The organism is Psychrobium sp. 1_MG-2023 (genome assembly GCF_030689115.1).
Classification (GTDB): Bacteria; Pseudomonadota; Gammaproteobacteria; order Enterobacterales; family Psychrobiaceae; genus Psychrobium.
This window is the reverse complement of record NZ_JAUYVJ010000015.1, coordinates 65,713-89,984: the sequence shown is the minus strand read 5'-3', so window position 1 is coordinate 89,984 and position 24,272 is coordinate 65,713. Positions and strand designations below refer to the sequence as shown.

Sequence of the window (24,272 nt, the reverse complement as noted above, 5' to 3'; positions counted from 1 at the left end):
AACGGCACTCATGCCGTGGAATGTGCAGCTCGATTACACGTCAGGCTAGGCACAACGGGTTAGTTGCGCGTTTACGAATATGGCACGACCTTTTGGCATACCAACCACCAAGTTCCAACGCTACTTAAATGTTATAAGCACGGTTGCACTCTACAAACGACTTGCGCTGACTGTGGCTTTAATTTTCAAACATTTCAAAGGTTCTGGTTACCGCCTCATGACGGGTTGTGTCCTGCATGTAATAGTGTGTGGGTAGCAAAAGAGTTACCCACTTCAGTATTGATTAATTGGATTGAATCTATAAGTTTATATCTTCAACAAAGTACCTCCGCTGTTCCCATTGAGTCACTTATTGGCCTGATGAGGTGTCAATTGGGTTTTAATTCTTTACCTAGAAACCTTCCTTTATCGTTACGCAAAGATGTTACTAATATGCAGCTGGACTTCAACCAATGGCTTAATGATGGCGTAATAGAGGCATATTTTAATCGTGATAAGTTATCGATATTAAAACCAAATCAAAAGTTATTAAATATTGTCACTACGGTTTATCGAGGTAACAAGGTTCCACCTATTAGTTTGTTATTAATGCTCAAGTCTCTTGGCTTAGAGCATGAGTTTTTGAAATTGGTTATGGGAGATGAGCCCGATGAATAAGGACTTAGCTCAATATTGCCCGGCATTATTTGAAGGTGAGACTTTATATAGCTGGGTTTCTCGTTGGGTTATTGATACACCAAAACCCTACCTAGGGCGAATTCTAACTGAATTTTTGGGGAGTAGAGGTAAGCAGGTTGACTCTACATTCCCAAGTTTTATCCCTGAACTTGAGGAACTATCGGGCATCAATGCTCATAAGCTATTAAATGAACATACTATAATTCCGTTTTTTCGAAGCTTCGTCTGTGAGAGTAATTATCAAAAAGTCTTATCCTTAATTTACTCCGGTGATACTAAACGTATTCATAAGTACCTGTCTATTACAGCCAATAGAGTTAATGATACAAGTGAATTACTTTATTGCCCTAAATGTACAAAGTGTGACATTGAAAATAAAGGTGTTGCATATTGGCATGTTACGCATCAGTTACCTGGAGTATCTGCATGCGTTAAGCATGGGCTAAAATTAATACCTTACGTAAAGCAACGTAGAACCCTTCAATTACCTCCTCAAGACCCAAATAGTTCTGTATTGACTATTGCAAGCCCTGAGTCCTTAAAGTTGGCTAAAGTGACTGAATATTTGTTGGCTAATAGTTTTCATCAATTAGATGGGGAAAGGCTTGCCGATATTTATCGTTACAAGCTTTTAAATATTGGTTTAGCTTCTGAATCTCTTTCTGTTAATCAAACTGGGCTTAGAACTTTACTTGAAGGCTTCTGGGCTCCAGTGATGGATGATGAAGCCATTGAACATATATTTGAACTAGGAAAATCAAGTACATTTCCTGCAAGTATATTCTATCATTCTGAATCACAGCACCACCCAATAAAGCACATTTTGATTATTGCCATGCTATTTGAAAGTATGGAAGAACTTTTGATGTTTGAACAAAGTGTTTTTGATTATAGAACTAAGCCAAAAACAGTTACAGAGCACGAATTTGATGATAATGAAAATGAAGCGCTTAATGCTTTGAGAAAAGGACATAGTTTACGCGAAGCAAGTAGAAGCAGTAGCCTTAGTGTTGGGAAAGTAAAGCAAATTGCGGTTGTAAATAATATTAAAATCGATAGGCGAGAGCAGTGTATTTTTGAGGGCGAAAGAATACTGATTCTTGAAAAGTTAAAGCGCTATGAAAAAACTAAGTCTATATCGATAGATATGGGTTTCTCAGTAGGGGCTGTAGAGCAAATTCTCTCCCAAAACCCTGATGTTGTAGAAGCTCGTTTTAAGCGCCGATATTGGATGAAGCGTTATATCCGCAGAGCTAAGCTACTCATTGCAATGAGAAATGAATCACTTAATACAAGGCATGCAATCCAAAAGGCTGCGTCTGTACATTACAACTGGCTATTTAGGTACGACAAAAAGTGGCTATACCGTCATTTACCACCGAAGCAACCATGGCATAAAAGGAATAAATCATGAAGAAAACAATTCAAGGTGTCGAAATACCACAACAGGTAATTGATGAACTGATGAATTTATTTAAAGGTAATGAAGGTATGGTTGAGGATTGGTTAGTTAGGCCAAAAGTGCCGCTAGGTGGTGTTTCGCCTTTATCATTATTAGGTTCAGATGAGGGGGTTAATGAGGTGTTGGGAATGTTGATTCGTATGAAAACAGGAGATTTTTCGTAGATGAATATTCTTTTCTTGTGTACAGCGAACATGCACCGTTCTCGGACTGCTGAAGATTATTTCAAAAAACAGCACCCTGATTTTGAATTCAAGTCGGCTGGCTTGAGTGAGAAATATTGCAAACAATATGGCAGTACGCTTTGTACAGTCGATTTATTAAATTGGGCAGATAAAATTTTTGTAATGGAACCTATGCATGCTGACAGGATTTCAAAGTATGCAGGAAAACATTACCTTCAAAAAGTTGAAGTCCTCAATATTGATGATATTTATCGGTATATGCAGCCAGAGCTTATCAATAGGCTTAGTCATTTAATCATAAATGAGGGGAATAATGAGAGTTTTTAAGCTAATTGCAACGTTCTGTTAAGCCTTGAAAATCTAGCACAAAACTCTGTAACAAATTTAAATTTGGTATTTTGCTTTGAAGTTAAATCTTTTTACTTCTTCAACTGTAAATTTTTTAAAATCGGGGCTCCTTATATAATTGAGAACAATAAAAATTAAATATTACCGATAATTATTTTTCTGAACTAGAAGTGTAAGTTTATGGCCTTTTTCTCATTTCTTTGAAGTGAGGTACCGACGCACCGCGTCGAAAACATCCATAGCAGCTATAGCTGATGAGCTTCAAGCTAGGTGGTTTAATCTAAAAACTTTAAAGTAACTACCTAGTTCATTTTGATCGTTTATTACTTTTTAAAACAGCTATTATATTTGGCAGTTTTAATTCCCTATACAAGAATGGCGATATGATCAATTAACGAAATGAAAACACGCCTCTCTAGGAATGGCCTGTATAAAAAATTAATAACTTTTAATGGATTAACAATATCTTAAATCTGTGAGATTATTAATTCATATATCACTTAACCTCAATTTTTTTATGATCGTATCGTCTTTGAAAGCAATGACAGGTGACTCTTTTGTTATCAAGTGGAAAGAAAACAATCTACTGATTGATGGCGGAATGCCTAATACATATGGTGAGATACAAAGAAAGGTACAAGGAAATAATTTAAGAGCGGTATTTGTAACTCATGTAGATTATGATCATATTGGCGGAGTCATTAATTTAATCAAACAACCAGAAATTGATATTTCAAACTGTACCTTTTTTATGAATAACCCTGACTTAGCAAGTAACTACAATGGCAGTGAAGTAAGGTATGAGCATGGTGATACGCTTCAAAAAATGCTACAGCAAAGAGGTACCGACTTTCTTCCTGTAACAAAAGATAGCGTTCCGATTGAAATTGAAGGTTTGAAAATCACTCCAATACTCCCAACCCAAAGTCTTTGCCAAAAACTGTGCGATAATTGGGACTTAAGCAGGACTTGGGATGAAGTAAAGGGTGATTATGATTATCTAAAATCTCAGAAAAACAACGGGGATATCATAAACAAAGCTTCCGTATGTTTAATAATTGAATATGCTCAAAAAAAGGTACTCATGTTAGGGGATTCACATGCTGATGATGTAAAAGAGTCCTTAAAAGAGTTTGAAGAGTATAAGTTTGATTTAGTTAAACTTTCCCACCATGGCAGCAAACATAATACTAATGCAGGTTTATTAGAACTTATTGATTGTAATGATTATATCATTTCAACAAATAGTAATAAGTACGAACATCCAGATCCTGAAACTATAAAATTACTTTCCAACCGGGCAAGGGAAAAGGGCTGTGAATTTAATATTTATCTTAACTATCCAATTGAAGGTATTATTAGGCAACGTTACATGCAAAAATATAATGCTGAGCTAGATAGCTTAACTTTTATATTTCAACAGGATGTAGAACTGTAGTGTCAATATTAGAAGAATACAAAAAAGCTTTAGTCGGGCATATCAAGACGGTTGATACTAAGTCTATATTAGGAAGTTGTGTTCCATGTAAAAAAGGAAATGATCTTTATATCATTACATGTGGTCATGTTCTTTATAACGATGATTGGAGTGGACTTCGACATGAACTAATAGAATTAAAAGTGGAAGTTAATTCTCATATTTATAAGTTAGTTAATATCCTTGGTACTGTAGAAAACGCAAAAGATACAGACTTATCAATTGTACAAATTAGAAAAGTTGATGATGAAACTAACCTTTCATTTTTTGAACTAAGTCTATTGGAAGTAAAAGATAATAATTATTTAGCCAATTCAAAGGTTTGTGTTTACCCCGAACTTGATGATCGAGCACAAGCAATAGGTGATATAAAGTTTGCAGGAAATGAAACTGACTTCCAATATAGTGTTGAGGTGAATAAAAGTAAATTTCATAATATAAATCTAGGTGCAGCAGGTGCTAGCCAATATAAAGGAGTATCAGGCTCTGGTTTGTTCTACGAGTATAACGGAGAACTATTTTTACAGGGTATTGTTAAGGAAATACCTAACATTAGTGTGAATTCTGAGATCGACCTTGTTAGTGTTAGAGCGATTGGGACTATTTGGGAAGATGCTGCCATAAATAGCAGTGTTAAGAAATTTCATCGTAATTTGCATCATAATTCACCCTTAAATTCAGAAGCTGCACGAATTGAGCTTGCAAAAGAGCTGTTAAATCAAGTATCTGATAAAAGATATAAAGTATTGGTTTGCGCACCTAGTGATATTAGCTCAAGTGATACAGCTAAAACTATATACTCTCAATTAATACAAGAGTTTACACAAGAAAAAATTAGATATTCAGTTGGTGGTGGCAAGGGGCGTTTAGTACCAACTGGCACATATCCTCATCTTGAAGAACAAGATTTTATAGAGTCCGAAGAGTGCAGCTCCCTAGTTATTATCGCAGATGATCACTCAACTTTTTCTCAGTTATCTTTACTCTCTAGCTCCATTTTTAATAGTAGAAAAAATAAGGAAGTTTATATCTTCTATGAAGATAGCGTTATAACTACTCAAAACTTTATTAAGGAAGGCCCTTTTAAATTCGCGGAAGATAAGATCAAAGCCCGTGTTTACGAATTTAGTAATTTTAATGATTCGATGATTAAAGAAGTTATATCTGGAATTTCCAGTCTTCACACATGCTTGGGGAGAATAGCATGAGTAGTGAATTAAACCTTAAAGCTTTCATTTGGGGTCTTGGAGTGATCCAACCAGCAACCCCAGAAGAGGTCCAGAACTTTATTCTTCAGGTGCTTTTGAAGCAATCAAATAAAGAGTTTGATATGCAGATAACAGCCCAAAAGCTTTTAGATGAAGACTATATAAGATGTGTATCGAAAAAAAACAAGCTATACAGTATCACTCATGAAGGTGATGAGTTTCTAGGTAACAAACTTAGAGCGCTAAAAGATAAGGAGCGACTTTACTTGCTGAAATCAACAAGGGATGTTAATTTTAGTGGTAAGGGTGCTTCTGAAAGAAATTCGGGTGGTGCATCACCACTTAAACAAGCAAGCTCAAGCACAAAAGTATCCCCTAGGCCAGAAATTTCTCTGTCCCCGGGGCCCCAACCCCAAATCCAGAGAAATTTATGGCCTAGGGTATATTTGCAATTAAATATTGGTTCAAAACCAGAAGCACCCTTAAACTCAATAAATCTAAATTTCTACAGTGCGAATAGCATACCTAGTAAGTTTGACAATCTTGACCATGCCATTCTTACAACCTCTGAATTAATTGGTGTTAGCTCTTACTTGTTAAAAGATTTTTGTAGTAATACACAAAAGTATTATCGATATTTTGAAATACCTAAAAAATCAGGGAAAGGCGTGAGAGTTATATGTGCGCCAAGAGCATTCTTGAAAACAGTTCAGTATTGGATCTTAGACTACTTCCTCTTACGACTTAAGCAACATGAAAGTTGTTATTCATATCGCAAAAACAAATCGATCAAAGATAATGCGAATGCGCATATCAATAAAAAATTTATTTTGTGTATGGATATTGAGTCATTTTTCGATAATATTTCTATAAAACAAGTAGTGCAATGTTTCACAGAAAACTCAATTTCTCCTCACCTTGCAATTTTATTTGCAAAACTTGTAACGTTAAATGGTTCGTTACCTCAAGGCGCACCTACTAGCCCAATTATTTCAAACTCTCATTTGTATGAATTTGATGATTACATTTCTAAATATTGTGCTGAAAATAGCCTTAGTTATAGCAGGTATGCAGATGATTTAACTATAGGTTCTGACGATTATGATGCACTTAAAAAGATGGAGAAATTAATAACGGAAGAGTTAGGTTCATTTGGGTTAATAATAAATAAGGGTAAAACCCGAATTATTAGTTTTAATAGTTGCCAAATTGTTACTGGTGTTGCAATAAATAATGGTGAATTAAGGCCAACAAGAAAACATAGAAAAGAGGTGCGAGCGCTTTTTCATAGGGCTGAGATCGAAAGGAGCGTTGAACTTTTACCAAAGCTTTACGGTCACTTGAACTATCTCAAAAGCTTTAGAAACGGTGATAGCCCAAAGAATATACAAAAGTATCAATCCATTATTGATAGATTAAAGCTATTAAGAAATATTGAAGGTTTTGGCTCAGAAACTTAATTTTGTTATTTGAACAAAATTACCATTAAAGAAAGTAGATCTCGATTACTTAAAAAATTTGATTTCGAGAACAGTCAATATCTTTCCCATATTGGCAAGGTCATTGGCATAACAAATTTTGAATCATCCTTATCTTTTATTTGTTCTTCACGGTGAACGGCAAGAGACAAGTAAATTAGTGCGGATTGTACTTACTTTAAGTGTAAGGGTTGAAGATAATCTCATCTTTTGCTAATTTATATTCAAGCTTTATCACAGGCGGTTACGTCTGATAATAGTATTTATGCATGATACCCGTGACGGGAAATTGCAAGGCTGGCAGCCTTTCTATTAGATACAAACCCTTTAGGTTGTATGGTGATATTAAATTGGCGGTAATCAAGTACGATACCGGGTTCGCAGCATATAGAGGTCCCTACTGGCCTGCGGCATTAATTTATATCGGATATAACTATGCCTGTAAAAAACTCAACTCCAGCAAACCAATCTTTAAAACATTACAAAAGTCTTTCATATGAAACTCTAGCAGCAAGCTGGCTGCTCAATGATGGTTGGGATGTTTTTCTTCCCATGATAGATCATGGTTTAAAAACCGATTTTGTTATCTCTGATGGCGATGATTTTTATCGCATCCAAGTTAAATCAATTGAAACCAATGATGAAGAAATTCTAGTAGAAAATAAATGGGGTGACGCAAAAATTGATTACGTCATTTATTTTTCAAGAGTTGGTAACTGGGGTTATATCACGCCACCTTTCAGACAAATACGAAAACGATTGAATGCCAAAGGCCACGTTAGGTTTCATCAACACCCTAAAAACTTCACTAAAGCGTTTAAATTGATATGATGTTGATAAATGAATAGTTAGTTGTATCAACAGTTAGCTAATACAACTAACTAAAAAGTTAATCATTAAATCCATCAAAATTAGGAGTTAGATGGAGACCTTCTACTCCGTATAATGCCAAGCGATTCTTAAGTTTTAATCTAAAGTAATGTTCTTCTACAATAGGGTCTTTTGAGCAATCAACGTATAACTTTTGAAGTAAGTAACCAACTGATGATGCTCGTACTCGTTTGCGAAGTATGCCGTCTGTCATGTTGAACTCATTTAAAACGCCGCTTGGATCTTTTAAGCTAGGGTGAGGAATAATTTCTAAATCGACTTGACGATTCCATTGAACATCTTCGTTTTGAAATTCTTTAGGTAAGACTGGTTCTTCAATAGTATGAGCGCTTCTAAATCTAGAAATTACAAAATCAGCAAATCTACCTTTTGTTCTATCATAAGCCCTTAAGTGCCACCTTGAACCATTAAACATGTAAGAGTGTGGAATTAGTATTTTTTCACTTGCACCACTAGAGTTGGAGAAATACTCACATTTAATAGGAGCTCGTTGAAGAATTCCTTTAGTTGTAGCTGTAACAACCTCAATATTAGGTTCATCAATAATATCGATCACTTCACTCGATATATAAGACTTTGTATTAGCTTGGATTTCATTTCCTGTGAGTTGAGCTAAAACCTCTGAAGATTTGAATTTGAATAACTCTTTCCAATCCTCACTTAAGAAATAGTTTTTTGAATTTGATGAATCAGAGATGTTGTTTGGCATCAAATTTTTATATTCAGCAATATCTCTACTTGCCGCCGCAGTTCCTATCCCAAACTTTTTAATAAGGTCAGCTCTGGTAAAGCTACCTAGAAACCTAAGGCAAAACTCTATGTACCTTAATCTGCTTACTTGTTGTGAAGGTAAATGTTTGAGATCAATCATCTTTAATCATCGTTTATTTGTAATAAGGCTTGTATAGCATAGATTTCATTATAGTACAAATACAATCTCCTGTGTAAATCTTTGTGGTTTTATCTCTAGATTTAAATTAGATCTTGATTGTATCATTAGTATACGGTAGGCTGTTAATTGAACTGTGTAGGTGGCTTTGTAAGCACCTAGATATGTTCGCTATATAGGTTTATTAAATTATTTAATAAGGAGTAAAAAAATGTCAGGAAAAAATCAACATGTAGTACCACATGACTCTGGTTGGGCTGTTAAAGGCGCTGGTAACTCTAAAGCTACATCAGTTCACAGCACGCAGGCTGAAGCGGCAGCACAGGCTCGCTCTATCGCACAGAATCAAGGTTCAGAAATGCTAATACATGGTAAGAACGGTCAAATCAGAGAGAAAAATAGTTACGGTAATGATCCATATCCACCGAAAGGCTAAGTGGTTTAGTGGTTTTAAATGTAATTACTGCTGGTAGGCAAAACTACGGTATTTCTTATTATGTAATGTAATTTGAAGGTTAATAGTATTAGAGGTTATTCATGAAATGGACTAATGGAAAAAAAGAGCAGCTATTTGTTATTGCTAAGGTGCATGATAAAAAGTTAGTAGCTTTGAAGGAAGTAAATGAGTCAAGTGAGGTAATACATTGTATTGCTGAACAAGTTGATGAAGAACCTCGTGCTGTTTTATTTATGTTAGCTAAAATGGGATTTTTTAAGGCTAATAACCGTACTAGTTATAGAGATGGTGTTTTTTATAAAAGAGATGCTAACGTTTCTATTGAGCAGTTTAGTATTCATCCACAATTTGAAAAGTTATCTACAGAAAGAGCAACTCAACTTGAGTTGGCACTAACCGAATTGATCAAAATTAGTAGTCCACTGCAAGATTGTCTATCTCTATTAAGTAAGCAATTTGAGATAAGTGAACTGAATGTAAAGTATGAATTAGTTAGGGCAGGTCTTCTAGTTCATGACGGTGCTAAAGGGTATCAATTTTCAGACAGAACATACCTTCAAGAAGACGAACCTATAGCTGTTTCCGTTGGTAAGTTACAACCCGAAAATAAACTGAAAGATGCAGTTAATAAATATAGGGCTCATGCATCCCAATTGTATAATGTAACTAACCACAATAGGCCTTGTTTGATTCAATCAAATGATGGAACTGGTTTTGGCAAATCCTATGGTGTTATTTCTGAGTACATAGATTATTCCACTAAGCCAAATTTTTACGGCCAATTTACTAATCTTGTTTTTGTTAGCCCACAAAAATCACAATTTGATTTTGATTCAGGCTTAGTTAGTAAAGCACACAACGCCGGTATTGAGTTTGTCGCGTTTCTTTCTATGTTAGATCTGACAGATCTTGAGTTTGAGAGCTGGGTTAGCTCACCGAATGGTGAAAAAATAAAAAATAGTGTTCTTTACACAACGTGGATTAAGAAGAAAACCAAGTATAAATCGTTAGAAAAAGGGTTAACTAGGCTTGCACAGTCGGTAAGAACAGTTGAGTCACTTCAAAACCGTATTAACACTGAAGTAAAAACCTATGAAGCAGATAATGCAGAGCTTATAAGTGACTTGAAGAAGCAACTTGAAGAACAGCGCAGAAATATGGAAAAAACGTTGTTTGATTTATCTTTGGCCTGCTTAAATTATAATTCTGAACCTGTGGATTTAGAGGCTTTGTTTGAGTCTAATACTGAATTAGACATGCTTCGAACTGCAATTATTAAACACTGTATTCCGTTTTCTGTAGCAATGGTTAAACCTTGTATCATGCTTGCTACAACTAATAAGTTTGATCTTAATATTCGGTTGCCTCAAAAAAACCCTCAAGGACTGTTTTCTTTTAAATCAATGCCATTTGATTGCATTGTTGGTGGAAAAAAGCATCTGACGGATTCTAATATTAGAACCGGTATTCACCTATCCGATAAACATGAGAAAAGAGTCGAGTTTTTAAAAGAGGACTTTTTCGAGGCTGATGATTCTAATTACTTCCGCGATAAAGGAATAGGCTTTACAGTTGTCATCGATGAATTACATGATGCACATAAGCTTTTCTCTGATTCTGCAACGACTACTTTAATTACCCCAGACATTCAGCTAGCTCATGTATTTGCCGGTGTTTATCGAATATATATGCAAGCAACGGAAACCGTTGAAAGTGATATTGAATACACGCCATTTTACGCTGATAAGTTAGCTTTTATAGAAAAGATTAAAGATAACCTTTCTAAATATTGTGAACTATCAGCGGGTCTAAATTTGAAATCAGTCTTAACTACATTTGCAGGAAATATTGATTTTGTTCAGATAAGGCATGGTGATGCAGAGCAAATAATTAACCTAACAAGGAATGCTTTTTGTTTTACCCCTAAGCGTTACTTTAATGAAGATGGCCTAAAAAGAATTAAAGTTCGATTAGCTCATGGTACGGGTACATGCCAGCTTTACTATACTACCGATGAATCTGATAACACTTTATCGCTGCATGATGTTTATCAAGTAACTATGGCTGTTTTGGCAGCAGCAGCTAAAGAGTTCAAATCATCATCTGAATTTGTTAAGTCACTAAAACAGGGCGGAGATAGTAGTCAAAATTACCCGCTATACAAATTCATGAAGAAAGCGAGAACGGTAGCATCTGAAGTCGAAAGCATGTTTGATCGCCCAGATGAGAGTGAGGAAATTCAGATTGATCATTTTTATACATACTTTCATCCAAAAACGGTGTTTTCTTTAATCCCACAAAAGTTACTTGAATTTAGAGAGCCGTCATTAGAAAAGCTCACTTATGTAAATTTTTCTTTGAGTTTAATTAAAGAGCAACCCGAAGTTTCAATTCTACGGATGCTGCACAATACGCAAAATTCAGTAATAGCGCTAAGTGCTACAAGTGGTATAAATAAAAATATTGTTGGTCAATATAATCAACCGTTTTTGAGAAAATACTGTTGTGAAGGTACTAATAACCTAGGCGTAGAAATTGTTGTTAGAGATTCAAATTCAAAAGATACACTAGTTAATTTAAGAGAAACAAGAGCTGAATTGAGGAAAGTTCAGTTTCACGTGTTTGATGAAAAGCGTGAAGTCATAGATGAACGTGTACTAACAGATGATTTTAAGGCTATTTTTGAGCTCTGGTATAGCAGATTAAAAGATTATAGTTATAAGCAAGATAAATACAAAACGATTGAATTTAAAAGGCAATTATCAGCCTGGTTACTTTGTGCATATGATGGAAAACATACACTATCTTTAGCGTTATCTGGTAACTTTTTAGGAGCCTTAAAAAAATATGTAATGGCAATAAGGGCAGGAAGAGCCGCTAAACCTAAAGGATTTAGAGAGTTAGATAAAAAGGGAAGAATATTTCAGTTTACTCCTTTCCAAGGTAAACCTGTAATTCAAACTGTGCTTTTTAATGCTGAGCTTAATAAAGAGGTTGATGTTAGAAAGTTTGTTCAAGTTGATTCAAACAATTTGAAGTTGGCGTTTATGTCTACCTACAAAGGTGCCGGCACAGGGTTAAACTATTTTGTTGAATACCTCAATGAACCGGGGAGTAGATTCGAGGTTGATTTTGAGCGACTGGTGTTAGTTAATTCTCCTTTCTGGAGCCAAGTTATAAAAGATAGTGCAACCGGCGAAAAAACGCTTTATTCGTTAGCTAATTGTCTATCAATAATGAAGCGCATTTCAGATACTTCTGAAGACAAAGCACTTAGCGAGTTTGAGGTAAATCTCGTTCATGGTAAAGATTACCGATTCTTGAATTATGAGCATGAACTTGAATTACTGAAAGCTATTATGCAAGCCATTGGTCGCATTGAAAGAAAAGATGCGAATATGCTTAGTGAAATATATATGGCATCTGATATTGCTGATATAGCGGCTGTTCAGTTTTCGAGGTTATCTAAAGACCCTAAAAATGACATTTTTTTCGAAAGTATGTCGTTACTAAATCATCGCTTTAAAACTGAATGTCACGAAAGAAGCCTTGAGGTCGGATTCAAAACAGAGTCTGAGAGAGAGGCGTTTGAATTAGAGGTCAAATCATCAGGAGAGCTTTTGAATGAATTTTTTGAAGTAACAGTCCCCGAGATTATTGAAGACGCCCGAAGAGGTGATGATGATTCTATGGAGTTTAATGAATTATTAAGAAAGATAACGTCTGTCAGTAACCCAGAAAAGTACATTCAACAATTACAAGCATCTCAAATAGCAAAAAGTGATAAATTGGTCGCCGCAGCAATTGATAAAATGTACATACGGTTAGACGGAAATAAGCAGAGTTTAAAGCTCTGTTACAGCGATAAATCTCCAGAAATATTGACTGATATAGTCAATGGAGATCGCCTATATCGCCCAGAACAAATGATATCTTTAGACTACACCAGTAAAATGGAATTCACTCAGGATAACCTTGTCACAACGCTCGTTCGTGAAAGTGCATCAATATCCTTAGGTGCTTTCCAAAAGTATGTACCTCACCCAAAACTTATCAAATTGATTAAAGGTAATGTAGGAGAACACTTGTTTTCTCTGCTCCTAGATAAACTTAACGTTACTCCGCTATCTACTCAGGAAGTTATTAAAAGGGTTGGAAAAAGAGCGTATGAGCTTTTTGACTTTTATGTAGAATTCGAGGGAATGTTGTTATGCATTGACGTTAAGAATTGGTCATCTAGTTTAGATAAAGCCGTGCTTTCTAAAAGTACTCATAAAAAAGCACTATCAAAGATTAATACTATCTCAGAATACGTTAGTTGTACTTATGATGAAGTTCATTACATGTATGTAAATGGGCGCTTAGAGAACAATTCATTGAACCATGAGCAAGAAATTGATAACAGCGGGAAACTCTATTATTTGAACCTTTTTAAAGAAGAATCTAGCTATAGACCAAAACACAAAAGAAATGCAGATGGTGAAACCACACAATATTTTGACGGTAGTCAGCTTAAACAAAGAATTGCACTTAATCGTGTGGTATCAACTTTACTTCAAGGAAATGTGTAATGACTTATCAAAGTACTATTCTTGCCAATAATATGCCAGCAGCATCCACTAATATTATTGATGTTCACGGTGAGCTCAATGAACTTATAGCATCATTATTTCAATCACTTAATAGTGATTTATACATAGGCTGTAAGTCTAAGTCTTTCGTTAAGGAAGAAAAGAGCCAAGCTGAATTTGAGCAAAGAATTCATCGAGAAATAAAAATATCAATTCGCAGAGAATTAGAATTATCTAAGGATAAAAATGTTCAATATGAGATGGTAAAGCTATATAACAATGGCTCGTATGAAGTATATTTTTTCTATTTAACCCATACTTTACCTAACTACGCTGAATTGGTTGAGGAATTATCTCAACTAAGTAAGTCACAAAAGGAGCGTTTGATATCTGGACTAATTAGCTTGCAGCTTAAGACAGAGTTTATGGAGCAAACCAAGGATAAATATGAGTTTTCTCCAAGCTTTTATAACGCAGAGCTTTACTTGAGCGTGCAAAGGTCTGGTCGAGAAAAAAAGAATGGAACGGCATATTTTGAAGTGCTTAAACCTGAAATTTATTTTTCGCCCACTCAAGAGTTGTGTTTTGAGTTGAAGAAGAAGGTTTTTAAAACTCAAAAGTTGGAAGCTGTAACAGCAGATCTAGATGAGACTAAAGCGTTATTTAAAAACAAAGAGTTTTCCTATCAGGCAAGTAGAGATATTAGCGCCACGAAATTCTCCAAACGCAAGTTTATGTCTTTTGGTGATAAGTATCCCGCTTCAGTTAATTATGCACAAAACCTTATCTCTGACATATTACAAGGCATATTAAATAGACTAGATATAGCATTTGAACCACGCATCTTTAATGCAACGCATGTAACTGATCAATTTTTAGAGTCTGAAAAAGAGCATCCCTCAAACATTGTTCTAATAGATAATTTAGGGCGTGATTTTGACCCGGTGAAAAAAGATAAAGCGTTATCTCAGCTTCATTCAGAGTTCGAGAAAACTGGTCTGTCAATTGTTAAGCCTTCATTAGCAATTGAAGATATGTCACCGGATGTAAGTTATATCGTATTAAATGAAGGGGATGGAAACTCTAGTATCACTTTATCGTGTGATCCAGATAGGGGGTTTACCGGTTTTTGGGATGTTTATTGCAATACAAATTTTTCGCAAAAGAAGAACCTTGATTACTATACACGATTAAAAATTGATAAATTTGAATCACAAACACAGGTTGTTATACAGGGGCTAAACTTTTCTGAATCGGATAAAGAATCGATAGTAAAAGGTGATGAAGAACGCTATGCGATATCCCCCTATAAGTTAGAAAGAATTAAATCGGAACTGTGGTTAAAACAGAGTGTCTTCATTAATCAGCAATTTACAGACATTAACTTGCCTAGTGCAAGCTTAAAGCTTGTTTATGTAAGAAAAACGGCAAGAAGAAAAAATAACTTTTTTGCATCAGTTGTTGATGTGACGATTAAAGACAATGTATTAAAAATAACAAATAACCAGGTGATTAAATCCGAAGCTAGATTGAAATTAGAGTGTTCTTTTTTTGGTGAACGAAACTTTCACAACGGTAGTTTCTATTTATACGATGAAGAAAATGATGTTTTGCTTACGACATATAGCACAATACGTGTACCTCAAATTATAGGTAACACACTAGTTGATTCTATTTCAGTTGCTGAAAGTGATGAACGAACCGTTAATCGACAAAGCAGTATTGAAAGTTCTGTATTGCCTTACTATTTATTGCCGAAAGAACGTAAGCAGTACCATCACGTTTATCTGCAAGAATCTGGTGCTGACCTATTCTACTTTGTAGCCCAAAAGCAAAGACCTAATCAAGATATAGCAAAGCAAAATCGTATCTATAACTTACTTACCTTCAATAGTAATGGTGACTTGTTGAATGTTTTGGAACAACCAATAACACACTTGTTTTTTAATTCGTTTACCGAAGACATTTTAAAAATAAATGAAGTAAGCAAGAGCTCGCTATTGGAGAAAATAGCCAAGTTATATTTAGAAAATTAGAACAATCGATATTAAAAAATCATTCATATAATCAATCAATTAAATTTTAACTATGAAGAGGTGAAAATGGAAGAAGCAACATTTGTAAGTTTTTTGGAGTGGGCTATTACGTCAGATAAGGTTGTAGCAGCAATTATTGTAGTAGTAGGCTCCTTTTTGGTTGCCTCACTTAATAAAATAATTAGAGGTCGAAATGAATCTACTTCTTCTAAGTTTGAAAATATAGAATTGATTGCAAATCTTAGCTCTTCTTATAAAACATCAGCAGATGACACTCCATTTATCGCTAAAACTGCCCATCCAGAAGAAGAAAAAAATGATATTGGAGAAGATAAAGGAAAAGTTCAAGATTTCTATGAATACCGTCACCTAATCACAGAAGCGTATGCTTCCTTGCATAATTGCCATATAAAGTTCGATATAATCAAGGCATTGCAAAAAGTAGATGATCCTTCATTTGCGATTAAGCTGTATTCAAAATATCACCCATGTATTGGCTACTCTAAGAAAAATGAAGTTGTAACTATTAATATTAAACGACACCCATTTGTTCATGGATTATACTTATGCTTTATAAGCTTATTGTTTTTCAGCTTATCTGTTCTCGGTGGCTTTTTCTCGACACTATCTACAAAAAGTGATTTATTTAGCCAAATATTTAACGGCTCACTAATCTTTTCTACATTTATTGTTGGCTTCATAGCTTTGTTAAAAGCGTTTGACTATATGATCACAACAAAAGGGTTCTTGGAAAGAAACATGAAAAGCCTATCCAATGCGCGGTAGTAATTACTTTTAAAAGCTGATATTTTACAGATGATTACCTGAATTCCAATTGGTATTGTTATTTATTTCAGGGCTAAGTTACTTGCCATTGATGGCGGATCTCGCAACTTTAGTTTGTTTTGGTTCTTTAGTAATTGATAAGCTCTTTAAGGATATTAATATGGAGACAGTATTTTGGTGCGGGGTGGTGTTTGCGCGGGCAAAGGCTTCAAGTCTAGTACTGGTTCTGAAATAGTAACGATAGCTCGGGATGTAGACGCCACGGGGTTACTCCCTGAGCCCGCGCCACTTTTTCCTGTGTATGCTTCACTTCTAAGATATCAAAAAATATTTTAAGTTTGTAAAGGGATTTAAGCTTGAAACACCCCGAGATAAAATCGTTATTCAAATACTATCCAATAGGTAAAAATCAGCTGAATGCTCTTGCTCAGGGTAAGCTTTGGTATTCAAAACCTGTCCGTTTTAATGACCCCTTTGATACTCGTTTTTACGTGGATGGTAGGGTTTATACATATGAAAATGAGCTTGATACTAATAAATTAACGGAAGTATTTGGCAGTGATATGTCTGATGCGATAGTGACTAAAAAAGTATCTTTAAAAAGTAAGTTGGAGCTATTCAAAAAAGAGATTGAAGAGCTTGGGGTTTTATCGTTAGCGACAAGTAATAAAAATTTATTGATGTGGTCGCATTATGCCGATGAGCATTACGGAATGTGTATGGAGTTTGTTCGTAAAGCAGGTAGTAAATTAGCGGATGATATGGAAACTCGACCTATTCATTACACTGATAATCACCCAACCTTAACTCCTAAAGCGCTTCTAGATTTCGATAAAAAAATGTCTAGTAAAAGGCGAATCCTTTATGCTAAATCCAAGCATTGGGGATATGAAGAGGAATGGCGGCATATTCTTGAAGTTGGAGATCAGTTATACCCTTGGCCTGCACCACTCAAAGCTGTCTATTTTGGTTGTAAAGTTGAAATGCAAGACATCAATCTAGTCCAAAAAGTTATTAATAACAGCAACGTAAAATATTACAAAGCTGATTTAAATAAAAGTACATTTGGCATAAATTTCAATGCAGTATAGATTTTTAAACTGTCAATTTATAAATTAAGCATTTTCTTGCTTGCCACTTTGTCGCTTGAAATTCCCAAGCTAAATATTCTAGACATCTAATATCGAAGAAAAGGATACATAGAATACCTAAAAAACGATTCTATAAGCCTAAACTTACCTAGCAAAATTAGATGCCCGTCAAGTGGTCGTCAAGAATAACTTTGCGAGTATATGAGTAGTTAAGACCTAGCACATAATTCTGCAATTTTAAGAAATATAGTTTTTTTGTTTGAAAAGCCATGAATCTAATTTTTTACTGTAAAAATTAGAAAACAGGTGCTCTTTATATAATTGAGGACAATAAAACTAAAAATTACCGAGATTTATTCTTCTAGGTTATAGAAGTTAAACTTGTGGATGTCTTCTCATTTCAAAGAAATGAGGTATACCGACGCTTCGCGTCGAAAATATCCAGCTTTGTTTTTACCTATTTGCAAGGTCATAACTTAAGTAAAAACATCAATAAATAGGTTTTTACAAAAATAAAAATTTCTCAGCCAGTCACATAACTGACGGTTATTAATTTTCTTTATAGATTACACATCACCCAATGTTGGGTTAATTAAATCTCGGAGAAAATTATGTCTAAGTCAAAATCAAATCAAACACCTATGACCACAAAAGCTGCTGCTCGTATTCAAAGTAGCGAAGCAAAAACAAGTGGCGGTCAAGTGTCTTCAAAAGGCTTTGCTGCAAGAGCAGCTCGTGCTGCCGCTAATAATAACAAAAACGGTTAAGGAGTCAGGACTAGGAAGTTGTTGACTTCCTAGTCCTTTATTTTGATTATGTCCGCATACAGTAAAGATAAAGAAATTAGTAAGCTGGTAAAACACTTAATTAAATCTGGTTGGGTGTTCAAACAAGGAAAGAAGCACGGCTTAATATATGCGCCTAAAGGTGGTCGCATTGCAGTTCCTTGTACGCCGAGTGATAGACGATCACATCTTAACTTTAAACGAAACCTTAAAAGAATTATGACAATGGAAGTTGATTATGCTTAAAGAAAAGCGCCAACCATTTATGACACCTGTTGAAATAGTACGCATTATCGCGAGTGCAATAGGAATTAAAGCATCGAATAAACAGCTAGACACTTTTGCTTTCAAATATGACCAGCCCTATACCTTAGCTTCAAGTTTATTCAAAGAATCTATTTCAGTTCCTCTTTCTAAGTTCATCAATAAAGACTTTTCTAAAAAACTAGAAGCTAAATTTGAATCAATGATGCGAGAGTATATTGAATTGGTAAACTCAACTCCTATGGATGGTATTACCAGAGTCGAGACTGAAGCAATTCTTACCCGGTGGATCCTCGATACAATTGCTGTTGAATTCAATCTTTTTATGGGAAAAGTAATTGAGGGGCCAAATTATTTAATGAGAAATAACCTTCATCCTAATGGGATAACCCAGGGGTTTGATTGGTTATCTTCAAATGTTGAGTGGTGGGATAGCTTTCTTAAATTTATTCCAAAAGAAAAACGTCATCGCTTCAAGCTTTGGAAAAGTAATGATGAATTGCCAAAGCTATCTAATATAACAAATATTCCAGATTATCTTCCTAATTCTGAAGTTGAAGGGCATGAATGGGAGAAGATTAAAGTTGTTATTTTAGCAGCCCGTTTTATCGATAATTTACAGCGAAATTATGCCAATATTTACCCAGAAAAATTAGTCAATGTTGCTGTACTGAGCTTAAGTCAAGTTGAACAATATATATGGCATTTAAAGAGTAAAAATCAAGATTGGCTCAAACCGCTAGGGGAGCAAGGGCTAGAGATAGATTACATTTTTTATAAAAAGGGTGAAAATAAAGAACTTTCTGATGCAGGTCGAAAACAGTGCTCAAAAACGTTGATTGACGAGCTTGAAGTCTCAACTTTTAAGCATTCCAAATTTAATATGGGATATTGGCTGAACTGGTATCGTGCTCGATGGCATGCTCTGAATGGTGAGCTTAAAGAAGCAAACAGCCATTTTAAAGTAACGTTTGAAAAAGCTTTATTTTTTGCTGGGCCATCGATGCCTGAAATTATAAAAGAAGCCCTTAGTATTGCTTCTAGCCTTAAACCTACACCAGATAAAGCTTTCATTAAGAGGTTGAAAAACTCTGCAATCCTATTTGGTATTGATATACCTTTACATAAAGAAGATAAAAGCCAATTAGAAGTAAATCGTTTTGATAGTGTTGTAGAGGATTGGGAATTAAAACTATATGAAGCAACATTTCATAAGCATTTTCCACCAGCTTTACAGTTTAATGTAACCTCTTCAAATGCATCACAAAGGATAGGACCATTATTAGGTGCTTTTGAACAAAGCATTAAGCCTAATTTCCGAAGCCCAAATAAAAAAATAGTTGTTGGAGATACTTGGGGTAAGCATATGCCTCAAATAGTCTACTTTTCATGGATGAATCAGGTGGAAGCAGTTGCTCAGTTGATTAATAAAGGGGTAAATGTAAATGCACTTTCTGATTCCAATGAATCAGCATTACTTTTTTCTATCTTGCAAATGGATGTGCTAGATCATGGTTCAAGCATGGATGATACCTTATTTAAGCTTATAAGCTCTATTAGACATCGTGAAGATGTTGTTAATACTAAAACATCCAAAAAAGAACTATTACCTCTGGTATGTGCTGTTGATACAGGCAGGCCAGCAGTCGTAGCAAAGATCATAGAGATGGGAGCAAACGTTAACTTTAGAGGGAATACTGATAAAACATCTGCGCTCTTCTCAGCATTATCTAGGATTGGAATGATTAAAAGGCCTGATGTTAGTAAGGCGCTAATAAAAAACCATCCTCTGAATAATGAATTATTAGATACAATAAGGAGGCACTCTAACGGCTTAATGGGCGCTACATTGGATGAAGTTAAAAGAAATTACGAGAAGTATTTACAAGATCCAATGTTTAAAAACATTACAGATTCAGGGCATAACTTGATAGTAGACAGGATAAAAGAGTTCATGACATTAGGTAACATGAGAGAAATTGCTAAACTACTTATTAATGCAGGTTCTGACGCTAATGCCGGTCATAAAACTAGGATTAATGGCTTTACACCTTTGATGCTTGCGGCTGAGCTAGATGAAGTTGAACTGTTTGAAGCTATGGTTCAGAAAAACGGAGACCCACTAATAACTGCTGAGCATCCTGAAACAGGAAACCCAATTGATAGTAAATACGTTGCTTTTGCTCATCAATCAAATAAAGTATTAAGGTACTTAGCTTCCCAACAAGAAAGGGCATAAACGTAATATCGATTTATTGGTCACAAACTTTATTAAATAAAAGAGCGAATTTATTTTAAGTGAATAAGTTTAGTCACAGACTTTATTAAAGGTAAGTGTAAAAATTAGCTTTAAAATTTAGCCGCTCTAGTCACAATCTTTATTACCGCTAACCATGATCACGACAGATCAAGTTGGAAACCGCGACAATGTAGTTGGAAACTGCAATTGAAGTTGGAAACCGAATAGCTGATTTGTCAGGTCAATTTTAGAAAGCGAGTACTGCGAAAGTGGTGCTCGCTTTTTTGTAGTAGGCAAAAAAGGGGGATTACCCTAGTACATTAATATATATTAGATGTTAATTATTTTTAGCGAATTTGACTGCCATAATTTAGATTTTAATTATGGCAATCTCACTCATGATTTTTTATTAACTGCACTTTTGTCGATAGGTTTAAAATAAACACTGGCAGGAATATGCCTTACTTTATACTCAATGGATGTTCGAGAGTGGTTATGAGTCGAATAAAAAGAAAATGGATTTTGAGCACAGTTAGATATCTTCAAGTTTGTAAAAATATCGTCAGGTTGCCCTTCTAATCGCTTTTTCCAGGTAGTCATTACATTACCTAGATCTTTATTGCGATTGATTATAATAACGCCCCCTTGACTTTCCCCTGTCAACCCTGATGAATATCTGGATGTAAGTTGTTTAAAGCCCTCAAGTAAGTGATCGTAATCCTTATGAATTTTCGATTCGCCAATCCACCTGTATGAAGTATTCCATTTGGGGCATGTTACACAAATATCACTATGGCCATTAGTCCACTCGTCATGTCTAGCTTCATATCCCCGTTCTTTTAGCCAGCCGACCATGTCTACATTAAATCTATCTTCTGGATCATCCATACGATAGCTAGAGTTTGGTGTGACATGTTCTTTTATGATGTCATCGATATCTTCATAAAGCCTTTCTATCCACTCATCATAAGTGGCAGGAGGGATCTCTCTTAAACAGACTCTAGCAAAATGAGGGTTAAGCATTTTTAGCTGACCGATGCTAATTTGATCTATATCTTGCATCTATTGGCACACGCTCTCATTTAGTGTAAAAAACACGAAAATGTTATTTTCAACATCTTCAATAACTTGTCCTGTTTTGGGGTGTGCTATTGCACCCTCTTGAGAAAATGAGCGACTATTCTCATCATCCAATATAAAACTTAGCTCAAGCTCAGGGGCAATATATTCCAGTCTAAGTTTTAGAAGCTGAATACGGTCTCCACATAAATAACGAACAACGTTAGCAACTTCTTCATCTTGCAGCTGACAATTTGCCATGTTAATTAAAGATGAATATGTCAGATGGCGAAATGAATGCTTATCTTTTGTGGAGCAAACAACGTCTATAATATCCGCACACGCTTGTTGGACTATAGGAGAATCTTTTAAGTCCTCCTCAACATTACGAAGCAGTATTTGGCAGGTCATTTTTTTCACTTTGAATTAATTTACAAATAATCGCATCCATAGCCTTCAATGAGGGGCAATTAGAGAACTCGATATACTCAAGGTTTCTATCACTAACTCTTAATTTGCTTAACTCTCTAAAAGTAGAATTAAGGCTAACTTCTACGTCAAATTTAACATCAACTTGTTCAAAAGCTTTAGGCCACCTTGAAGATATTCTGTATAGGTTAATATCGCTACACTTCTCAATCCCACCGATGTGGAACTTCCCTAATCGAACATCTCCTTTAATTGTTCCATCATCAGACATCGTATTTCTGTCTCTTTCATGATGTACGTAGCCATCTTCAGTTGTAAAACTTATTTCACAAATTCGAATAGCTTTATTTTCATAAGTCTTATTTATCATTGGGAAGAAGTTGATAGGGTCAGAGAATAATCCCAAAGATTTAGGGTTTCCTATTAGGTCTAGAAACGCCCCCTTAAGCTCCATGAAAAGCTTCGAAATATCCTTAGCAGAAACTGCATGGGCAATATCAAGCCTTAGCTCAACTGTTTTCAACTTTTCATCAAGTACAACGACATCGAAATATTGGCGAGGTTGTTCTGAAATGGCAGTTATTTTGCTGTACTTGCTTAACGCGGTTGCAACGCTATCATCAAAATCGAACATTGACGGCGTTAGTTCTTTTTTTACAGTGATAGAGCGTTTTGTTGAAAAGTAATAAATTGACTTATCGTCAATTTTTTCTTGTGATACTAATTTTATATCTGTTGTAACGTCTGTTAATGAGTTTTGGTGTAAGCTGCAAGGAAATGCTTCACTTTCAGGGGATACTTTTACGCTGACTTTACTAATTCGTTCTTTGACTTTTGATAGGGTTTCAGCACCAACATTAAAAACCATGATGGTTTTGTCACCCGAACGCAGCATGTCTCGGTGCAATGGTTCAATTACTGATAGGAATTTTTGAGCGATAACTTCGCTATGGTCAAAATCATTCTCTAGCTTTACCAGTGTTTTTTGTGCACCAAGCCCTGTTGAAAACTTGAACGTTTTTAATATTTTCTGACATTGCTCCCAGGCCATTCGTTCAATAAATGAGCTTGCTAAAAGTTTGGACTTTTCAGAAACCTTACTATGTTCCATATTGGTGCTATTCCTTTATATGTCAGTTTATCCCATTAAAATACATAATTTACAATCAGTTGTAAATTGAACTAAGGCATTAACTAAGGCGTTTTTTTGAAAATGTATCCTCCATGTTTTCAGGATAAGGCATGTGATTTTTTTCATCTAGCTTAGTATTGATTGAATCATTTGTTCACACAGTTATATGTTCTTCTAGTATAATCGCGCACCGTTATGATAAGCAGCACTATCGAGAGGGTTGCTATTCATCAACGTATTAACGATAAATAATAAGGAAAATATTTGTGAGCAGTACTAATGGTAATAAAGTTGCTAGGGATAATTATCCAACTCCAGTTAATACAGTTGAAGCACTAATAAGTCAACTGACATTAAGGCCTAATGATAAGTTCTTGGAACCTTGCCGTGGCACTAAAAATATATTCGACAGAATCCCGCTTCCTGAGGATCAAAAATATTGGGCTGAAATTGATGAAGGTGTCGATTATTTGAGTACTAGTTTTGAGCAACAGGACGTGATTATTACGAACCCACCATTTAGCCTTACAATTGACTTTATAAGAAAGTCACTGTCTGAATTAGCTCCTGATGGAACTTTAGCTTACTTGCAAAGAGTAAATTTCTTAGGTTCGCGATGCAGGGTCGACTTTTGGGCTGAGGTTGGTTTTCCAAATAAAACGCCAGTGATTGTTCCCAGGCCTAGGTTTGTTAATGGTGGTTCAGATAGTTGCGAATACATGTGGATGATATGGGATCGAGGAAATCGATTTTCCGAGATACCAAATGGAATAAGTCACATTATTAGTAAGTAACAAGAAGCAAACT

20 protein-coding genes are annotated in these 24,272 nt (G+C 35.2%); 16 read left to right on the top strand and 4 right to left on the bottom strand.

Features of this window, described 5'->3' with window-relative positions; translation table 11 throughout:
• Positions 1 to 372 precede the first annotated feature (372 nt).
• The 8 genes from Q8W26_RS09740 to Q8W26_RS09705 all read left to right on the top strand — a co-directional run bounded on the left by Q8W26_RS09740 (position 373) and on the right by Q8W26_RS09705 (position 7,667).
• Positions 373 to 657 (top strand): hypothetical protein, encoded by a 285-nt coding sequence (locus Q8W26_RS09740; protein WP_153071529.1) that lies wholly within the window; start codon positions 373 to 375, stop codon positions 655 to 657.
• A complete protein-coding gene (locus tag Q8W26_RS09735; protein WP_305473221.1) occupies positions 650 to 2,092 on the top strand; it encodes a TnsD family Tn7-like transposition protein in 1,443 nt (480 codons plus the stop codon). Before Q8W26_RS09740 ends, Q8W26_RS09735 begins: the two co-directional genes overlap by 8 nt.
• Positions 2,089 to 2,304: an antitoxin Xre/MbcA/ParS toxin-binding domain-containing protein gene (locus Q8W26_RS09730; RefSeq protein WP_101215517.1), complete on the top strand. Its 216-nt coding sequence runs from the start codon at positions 2,089 to 2,091 to the stop codon at positions 2,302 to 2,304. The genes Q8W26_RS09735 and Q8W26_RS09730 overlap by 4 nt, the downstream gene beginning before the upstream one ends.
• Positions 2,305 to 2,652 carry a phosphotyrosine protein phosphatase gene (locus Q8W26_RS09725; RefSeq protein WP_101215516.1) on the top strand — a complete coding sequence of 116 codons (348 nt, stop codon included), beginning with the start codon at positions 2,305 to 2,307 and terminating at the stop codon, positions 2,650 to 2,652.
• A 562-nt stretch (positions 2,653 to 3,214) separates the two neighbouring features.
• Positions 3,215 to 4,111 (top strand): ComEC/Rec2 family competence protein, encoded by an 897-nt coding sequence (locus tag Q8W26_RS09720; RefSeq protein ID WP_305473225.1) that lies wholly within the window; start codon positions 3,215 to 3,217, stop codon positions 4,109 to 4,111.
• Entirely contained in the window at positions 4,111 to 5,358 is a 1,248-nt protein-coding gene (locus Q8W26_RS09715) for a hypothetical protein (protein WP_101215514.1), read from the top strand. Before Q8W26_RS09720 ends, Q8W26_RS09715 begins: the two co-directional genes overlap by 1 nt.
• On the top strand, positions 5,355 to 6,818 hold the full coding sequence (locus tag Q8W26_RS09710; RefSeq protein WP_305473219.1) for a retron St85 family RNA-directed DNA polymerase: 1,464 nt from the start codon (positions 5,355 to 5,357) through the stop codon (positions 6,816 to 6,818). Before Q8W26_RS09715 ends, Q8W26_RS09710 begins: the two co-directional genes overlap by 4 nt.
• A gap of 453 nt (positions 6,819 to 7,271) precedes the next feature.
• Positions 7,272 to 7,667 carry a hypothetical protein gene (locus tag Q8W26_RS09705; RefSeq protein ID WP_101215512.1) on the top strand — a complete coding sequence of 132 codons (396 nt, stop codon included), beginning with the start codon at positions 7,272 to 7,274 and terminating at the stop codon, positions 7,665 to 7,667.
• A 58-nt stretch (positions 7,668 to 7,725) separates the two neighbouring features.
• Here the strand turns inward: Q8W26_RS09705 and Q8W26_RS09700 are convergent, their stop codons facing one another.
• Positions 7,726 to 8,598, bottom strand: a complete 873-nt coding sequence (locus Q8W26_RS09700) for a WYL domain-containing protein (RefSeq protein ID WP_101215511.1) — start codon at positions 8,596 to 8,598, stop codon at positions 7,726 to 7,728.
• Positions 8,599 to 8,827: 229 nt separating this feature from the next.
• On the opposite strand from Q8W26_RS09700, the gene Q8W26_RS09695 reads away from it, so the two are divergent.
• The 7 genes from Q8W26_RS09695 (at position 8,828) to Q8W26_RS09665 (ending at position 20,845) form a co-directional block, all read left to right on the top strand.
• Positions 8,828 to 9,052: a DUF2188 domain-containing protein gene (locus Q8W26_RS09695; protein WP_101215510.1), complete on the top strand. Its 225-nt coding sequence runs from the start codon at positions 8,828 to 8,830 to the stop codon at positions 9,050 to 9,052.
• A gap of 101 nt (positions 9,053 to 9,153) precedes the next feature.
• Positions 9,154 to 13,644 carry a hypothetical protein gene (locus Q8W26_RS09690; protein WP_101215509.1) on the top strand — a complete coding sequence of 1,497 codons (4,491 nt, stop codon included), beginning with the start codon at positions 9,154 to 9,156 and terminating at the stop codon, positions 13,642 to 13,644.
• On the top strand, positions 13,644 to 15,680 hold the full coding sequence (locus Q8W26_RS09685) for a hypothetical protein (protein ID WP_101215508.1): 2,037 nt from the start codon (positions 13,644 to 13,646) through the stop codon (positions 15,678 to 15,680). The genes Q8W26_RS09690 and Q8W26_RS09685 overlap by 1 nt, the downstream gene beginning before the upstream one ends.
• 66 nt (positions 15,681 to 15,746) lie before the next feature.
• A complete protein-coding gene (locus Q8W26_RS09680) occupies positions 15,747 to 16,466 on the top strand; it encodes a hypothetical protein (RefSeq protein ID WP_101215507.1) in 720 nt (239 codons plus the stop codon).
• Positions 16,467 to 16,822: 356 nt separating this feature from the next.
• Entirely contained in the window at positions 16,823 to 17,557 is a 735-nt protein-coding gene (locus Q8W26_RS09675) for a DUF2971 domain-containing protein (protein ID WP_101215506.1), read from the top strand.
• A gap of 611 nt (positions 17,558 to 18,168) precedes the next feature.
• Entirely contained in the window at positions 18,169 to 18,324 is a 156-nt protein-coding gene (locus tag Q8W26_RS09670) for a hypothetical protein (RefSeq protein ID WP_101215505.1), read from the top strand.
• Positions 18,325 to 18,580: 256 nt separating this feature from the next.
• Complete coding sequence (locus Q8W26_RS09665; protein ID WP_101215504.1) at positions 18,581 to 20,845, top strand: ankyrin repeat domain-containing protein; 2,265 nt, start codon at positions 18,581 to 18,583, stop codon at positions 20,843 to 20,845.
• 396 nt (positions 20,846 to 21,241) lie between these two features.
• On the opposite strand, the gene Q8W26_RS09660 is transcribed toward Q8W26_RS09665, so the two are convergent.
• From Q8W26_RS09660 to Q8W26_RS09650, 3 genes are read right to left on the bottom strand one after another with little or no spacing between them, the layout of a single operon-like run.
• On the bottom strand, positions 21,242 to 21,907 hold the full coding sequence (locus Q8W26_RS09660; RefSeq protein WP_101215503.1) for a hypothetical protein: 666 nt from the start codon (positions 21,905 to 21,907) through the stop codon (positions 21,242 to 21,244).
• Positions 21,908 to 22,315, bottom strand: a complete 408-nt coding sequence (locus tag Q8W26_RS09655; RefSeq protein ID WP_101215502.1) for a hypothetical protein — start codon at positions 22,313 to 22,315, stop codon at positions 21,908 to 21,910. It lies immediately after the preceding gene.
• Positions 22,290 to 23,444, bottom strand: a complete 1,155-nt coding sequence (locus Q8W26_RS09650; protein WP_101215501.1) for a hypothetical protein — start codon at positions 23,442 to 23,444, stop codon at positions 22,290 to 22,292. The genes Q8W26_RS09655 and Q8W26_RS09650 overlap by 26 nt, the downstream gene beginning before the upstream one ends.
• A gap of 287 nt (positions 23,445 to 23,731) precedes the next feature.
• On the opposite strand from Q8W26_RS09650, the gene Q8W26_RS09645 reads away from it, so the two are divergent.
• The gene (locus Q8W26_RS09645; protein ID WP_101215500.1) at positions 23,732 to 24,259 is read left to right on the top strand and encodes a DNA methyltransferase; all 528 of its coding nucleotides are present in this window, start codon (positions 23,732 to 23,734) and stop codon (positions 24,257 to 24,259) included.
• Positions 24,260 to 24,272: the final 13 nt, after the last annotated feature.

Excerpts from the sequence above, each read along its gene's own strand:
- Q8W26_RS09670 (WP_101215505.1), top strand. The coding sequence starts at position 18,169 with ATGTCTAAGTCAAAATCAAATCAAACACCTATGACCACAAAAGCTGCT.
- Q8W26_RS09695 (WP_101215510.1), top strand. The coding sequence starts at position 8,828 with ATGTCAGGAAAAAATCAACATGTAGTACCACATGACTCTGGTTGGGCT.
- Q8W26_RS09680 (WP_101215507.1), top strand. The coding sequence starts at position 15,747 with ATGGAAGAAGCAACATTTGTAAGTTTTTTGGAGTGGGCTATTACGTCA.
- Q8W26_RS09700 (WP_101215511.1), bottom strand. The coding sequence starts at position 8,598 with ATGATTGATCTCAAACATTTACCTTCACAACAAGTAAGCAGATTAAGG.
- Q8W26_RS09660 (WP_101215503.1), bottom strand. The coding sequence starts at position 21,907 with ATGCAAGATATAGATCAAATTAGCATCGGTCAGCTAAAAATGCTTAAC.
- Q8W26_RS09725 (WP_101215516.1), top strand. The coding sequence starts at position 2,305 with ATGAATATTCTTTTCTTGTGTACAGCGAACATGCACCGTTCTCGGACT.
- Q8W26_RS09665 (WP_101215504.1), top strand. The coding sequence starts at position 18,581 with ATGCTTAAAGAAAAGCGCCAACCATTTATGACACCTGTTGAAATAGTA.
- Q8W26_RS09710 (WP_305473219.1), top strand. The coding sequence starts at position 5,355 with ATGAGTAGTGAATTAAACCTTAAAGCTTTCATTTGGGGTCTTGGAGTG.
- Q8W26_RS09730 (WP_101215517.1), top strand. The coding sequence starts at position 2,089 with ATGAAGAAAACAATTCAAGGTGTCGAAATACCACAACAGGTAATTGAT.
- Q8W26_RS09655 (WP_101215502.1), bottom strand. The coding sequence starts at position 22,315 with ATGACCTGCCAAATACTGCTTCGTAATGTTGAGGAGGACTTAAAAGAT.
- Q8W26_RS09685 (WP_101215508.1), top strand. The coding sequence starts at position 13,644 with ATGACTTATCAAAGTACTATTCTTGCCAATAATATGCCAGCAGCATCC.
- Q8W26_RS09705 (WP_101215512.1), top strand. The coding sequence starts at position 7,272 with ATGCCTGTAAAAAACTCAACTCCAGCAAACCAATCTTTAAAACATTAC.
- Q8W26_RS09650 (WP_101215501.1), bottom strand. The coding sequence starts at position 23,444 with ATGGAACATAGTAAGGTTTCTGAAAAGTCCAAACTTTTAGCAAGCTCA.
- Q8W26_RS09690 (WP_101215509.1), top strand. The coding sequence starts at position 9,154 with ATGAAATGGACTAATGGAAAAAAAGAGCAGCTATTTGTTATTGCTAAG.
- Q8W26_RS09735 (WP_305473221.1), top strand. The coding sequence starts at position 650 with ATGAATAAGGACTTAGCTCAATATTGCCCGGCATTATTTGAAGGTGAG.
- Q8W26_RS09720 (WP_305473225.1), top strand. The coding sequence starts at position 3,215 with ATGACAGGTGACTCTTTTGTTATCAAGTGGAAAGAAAACAATCTACTG.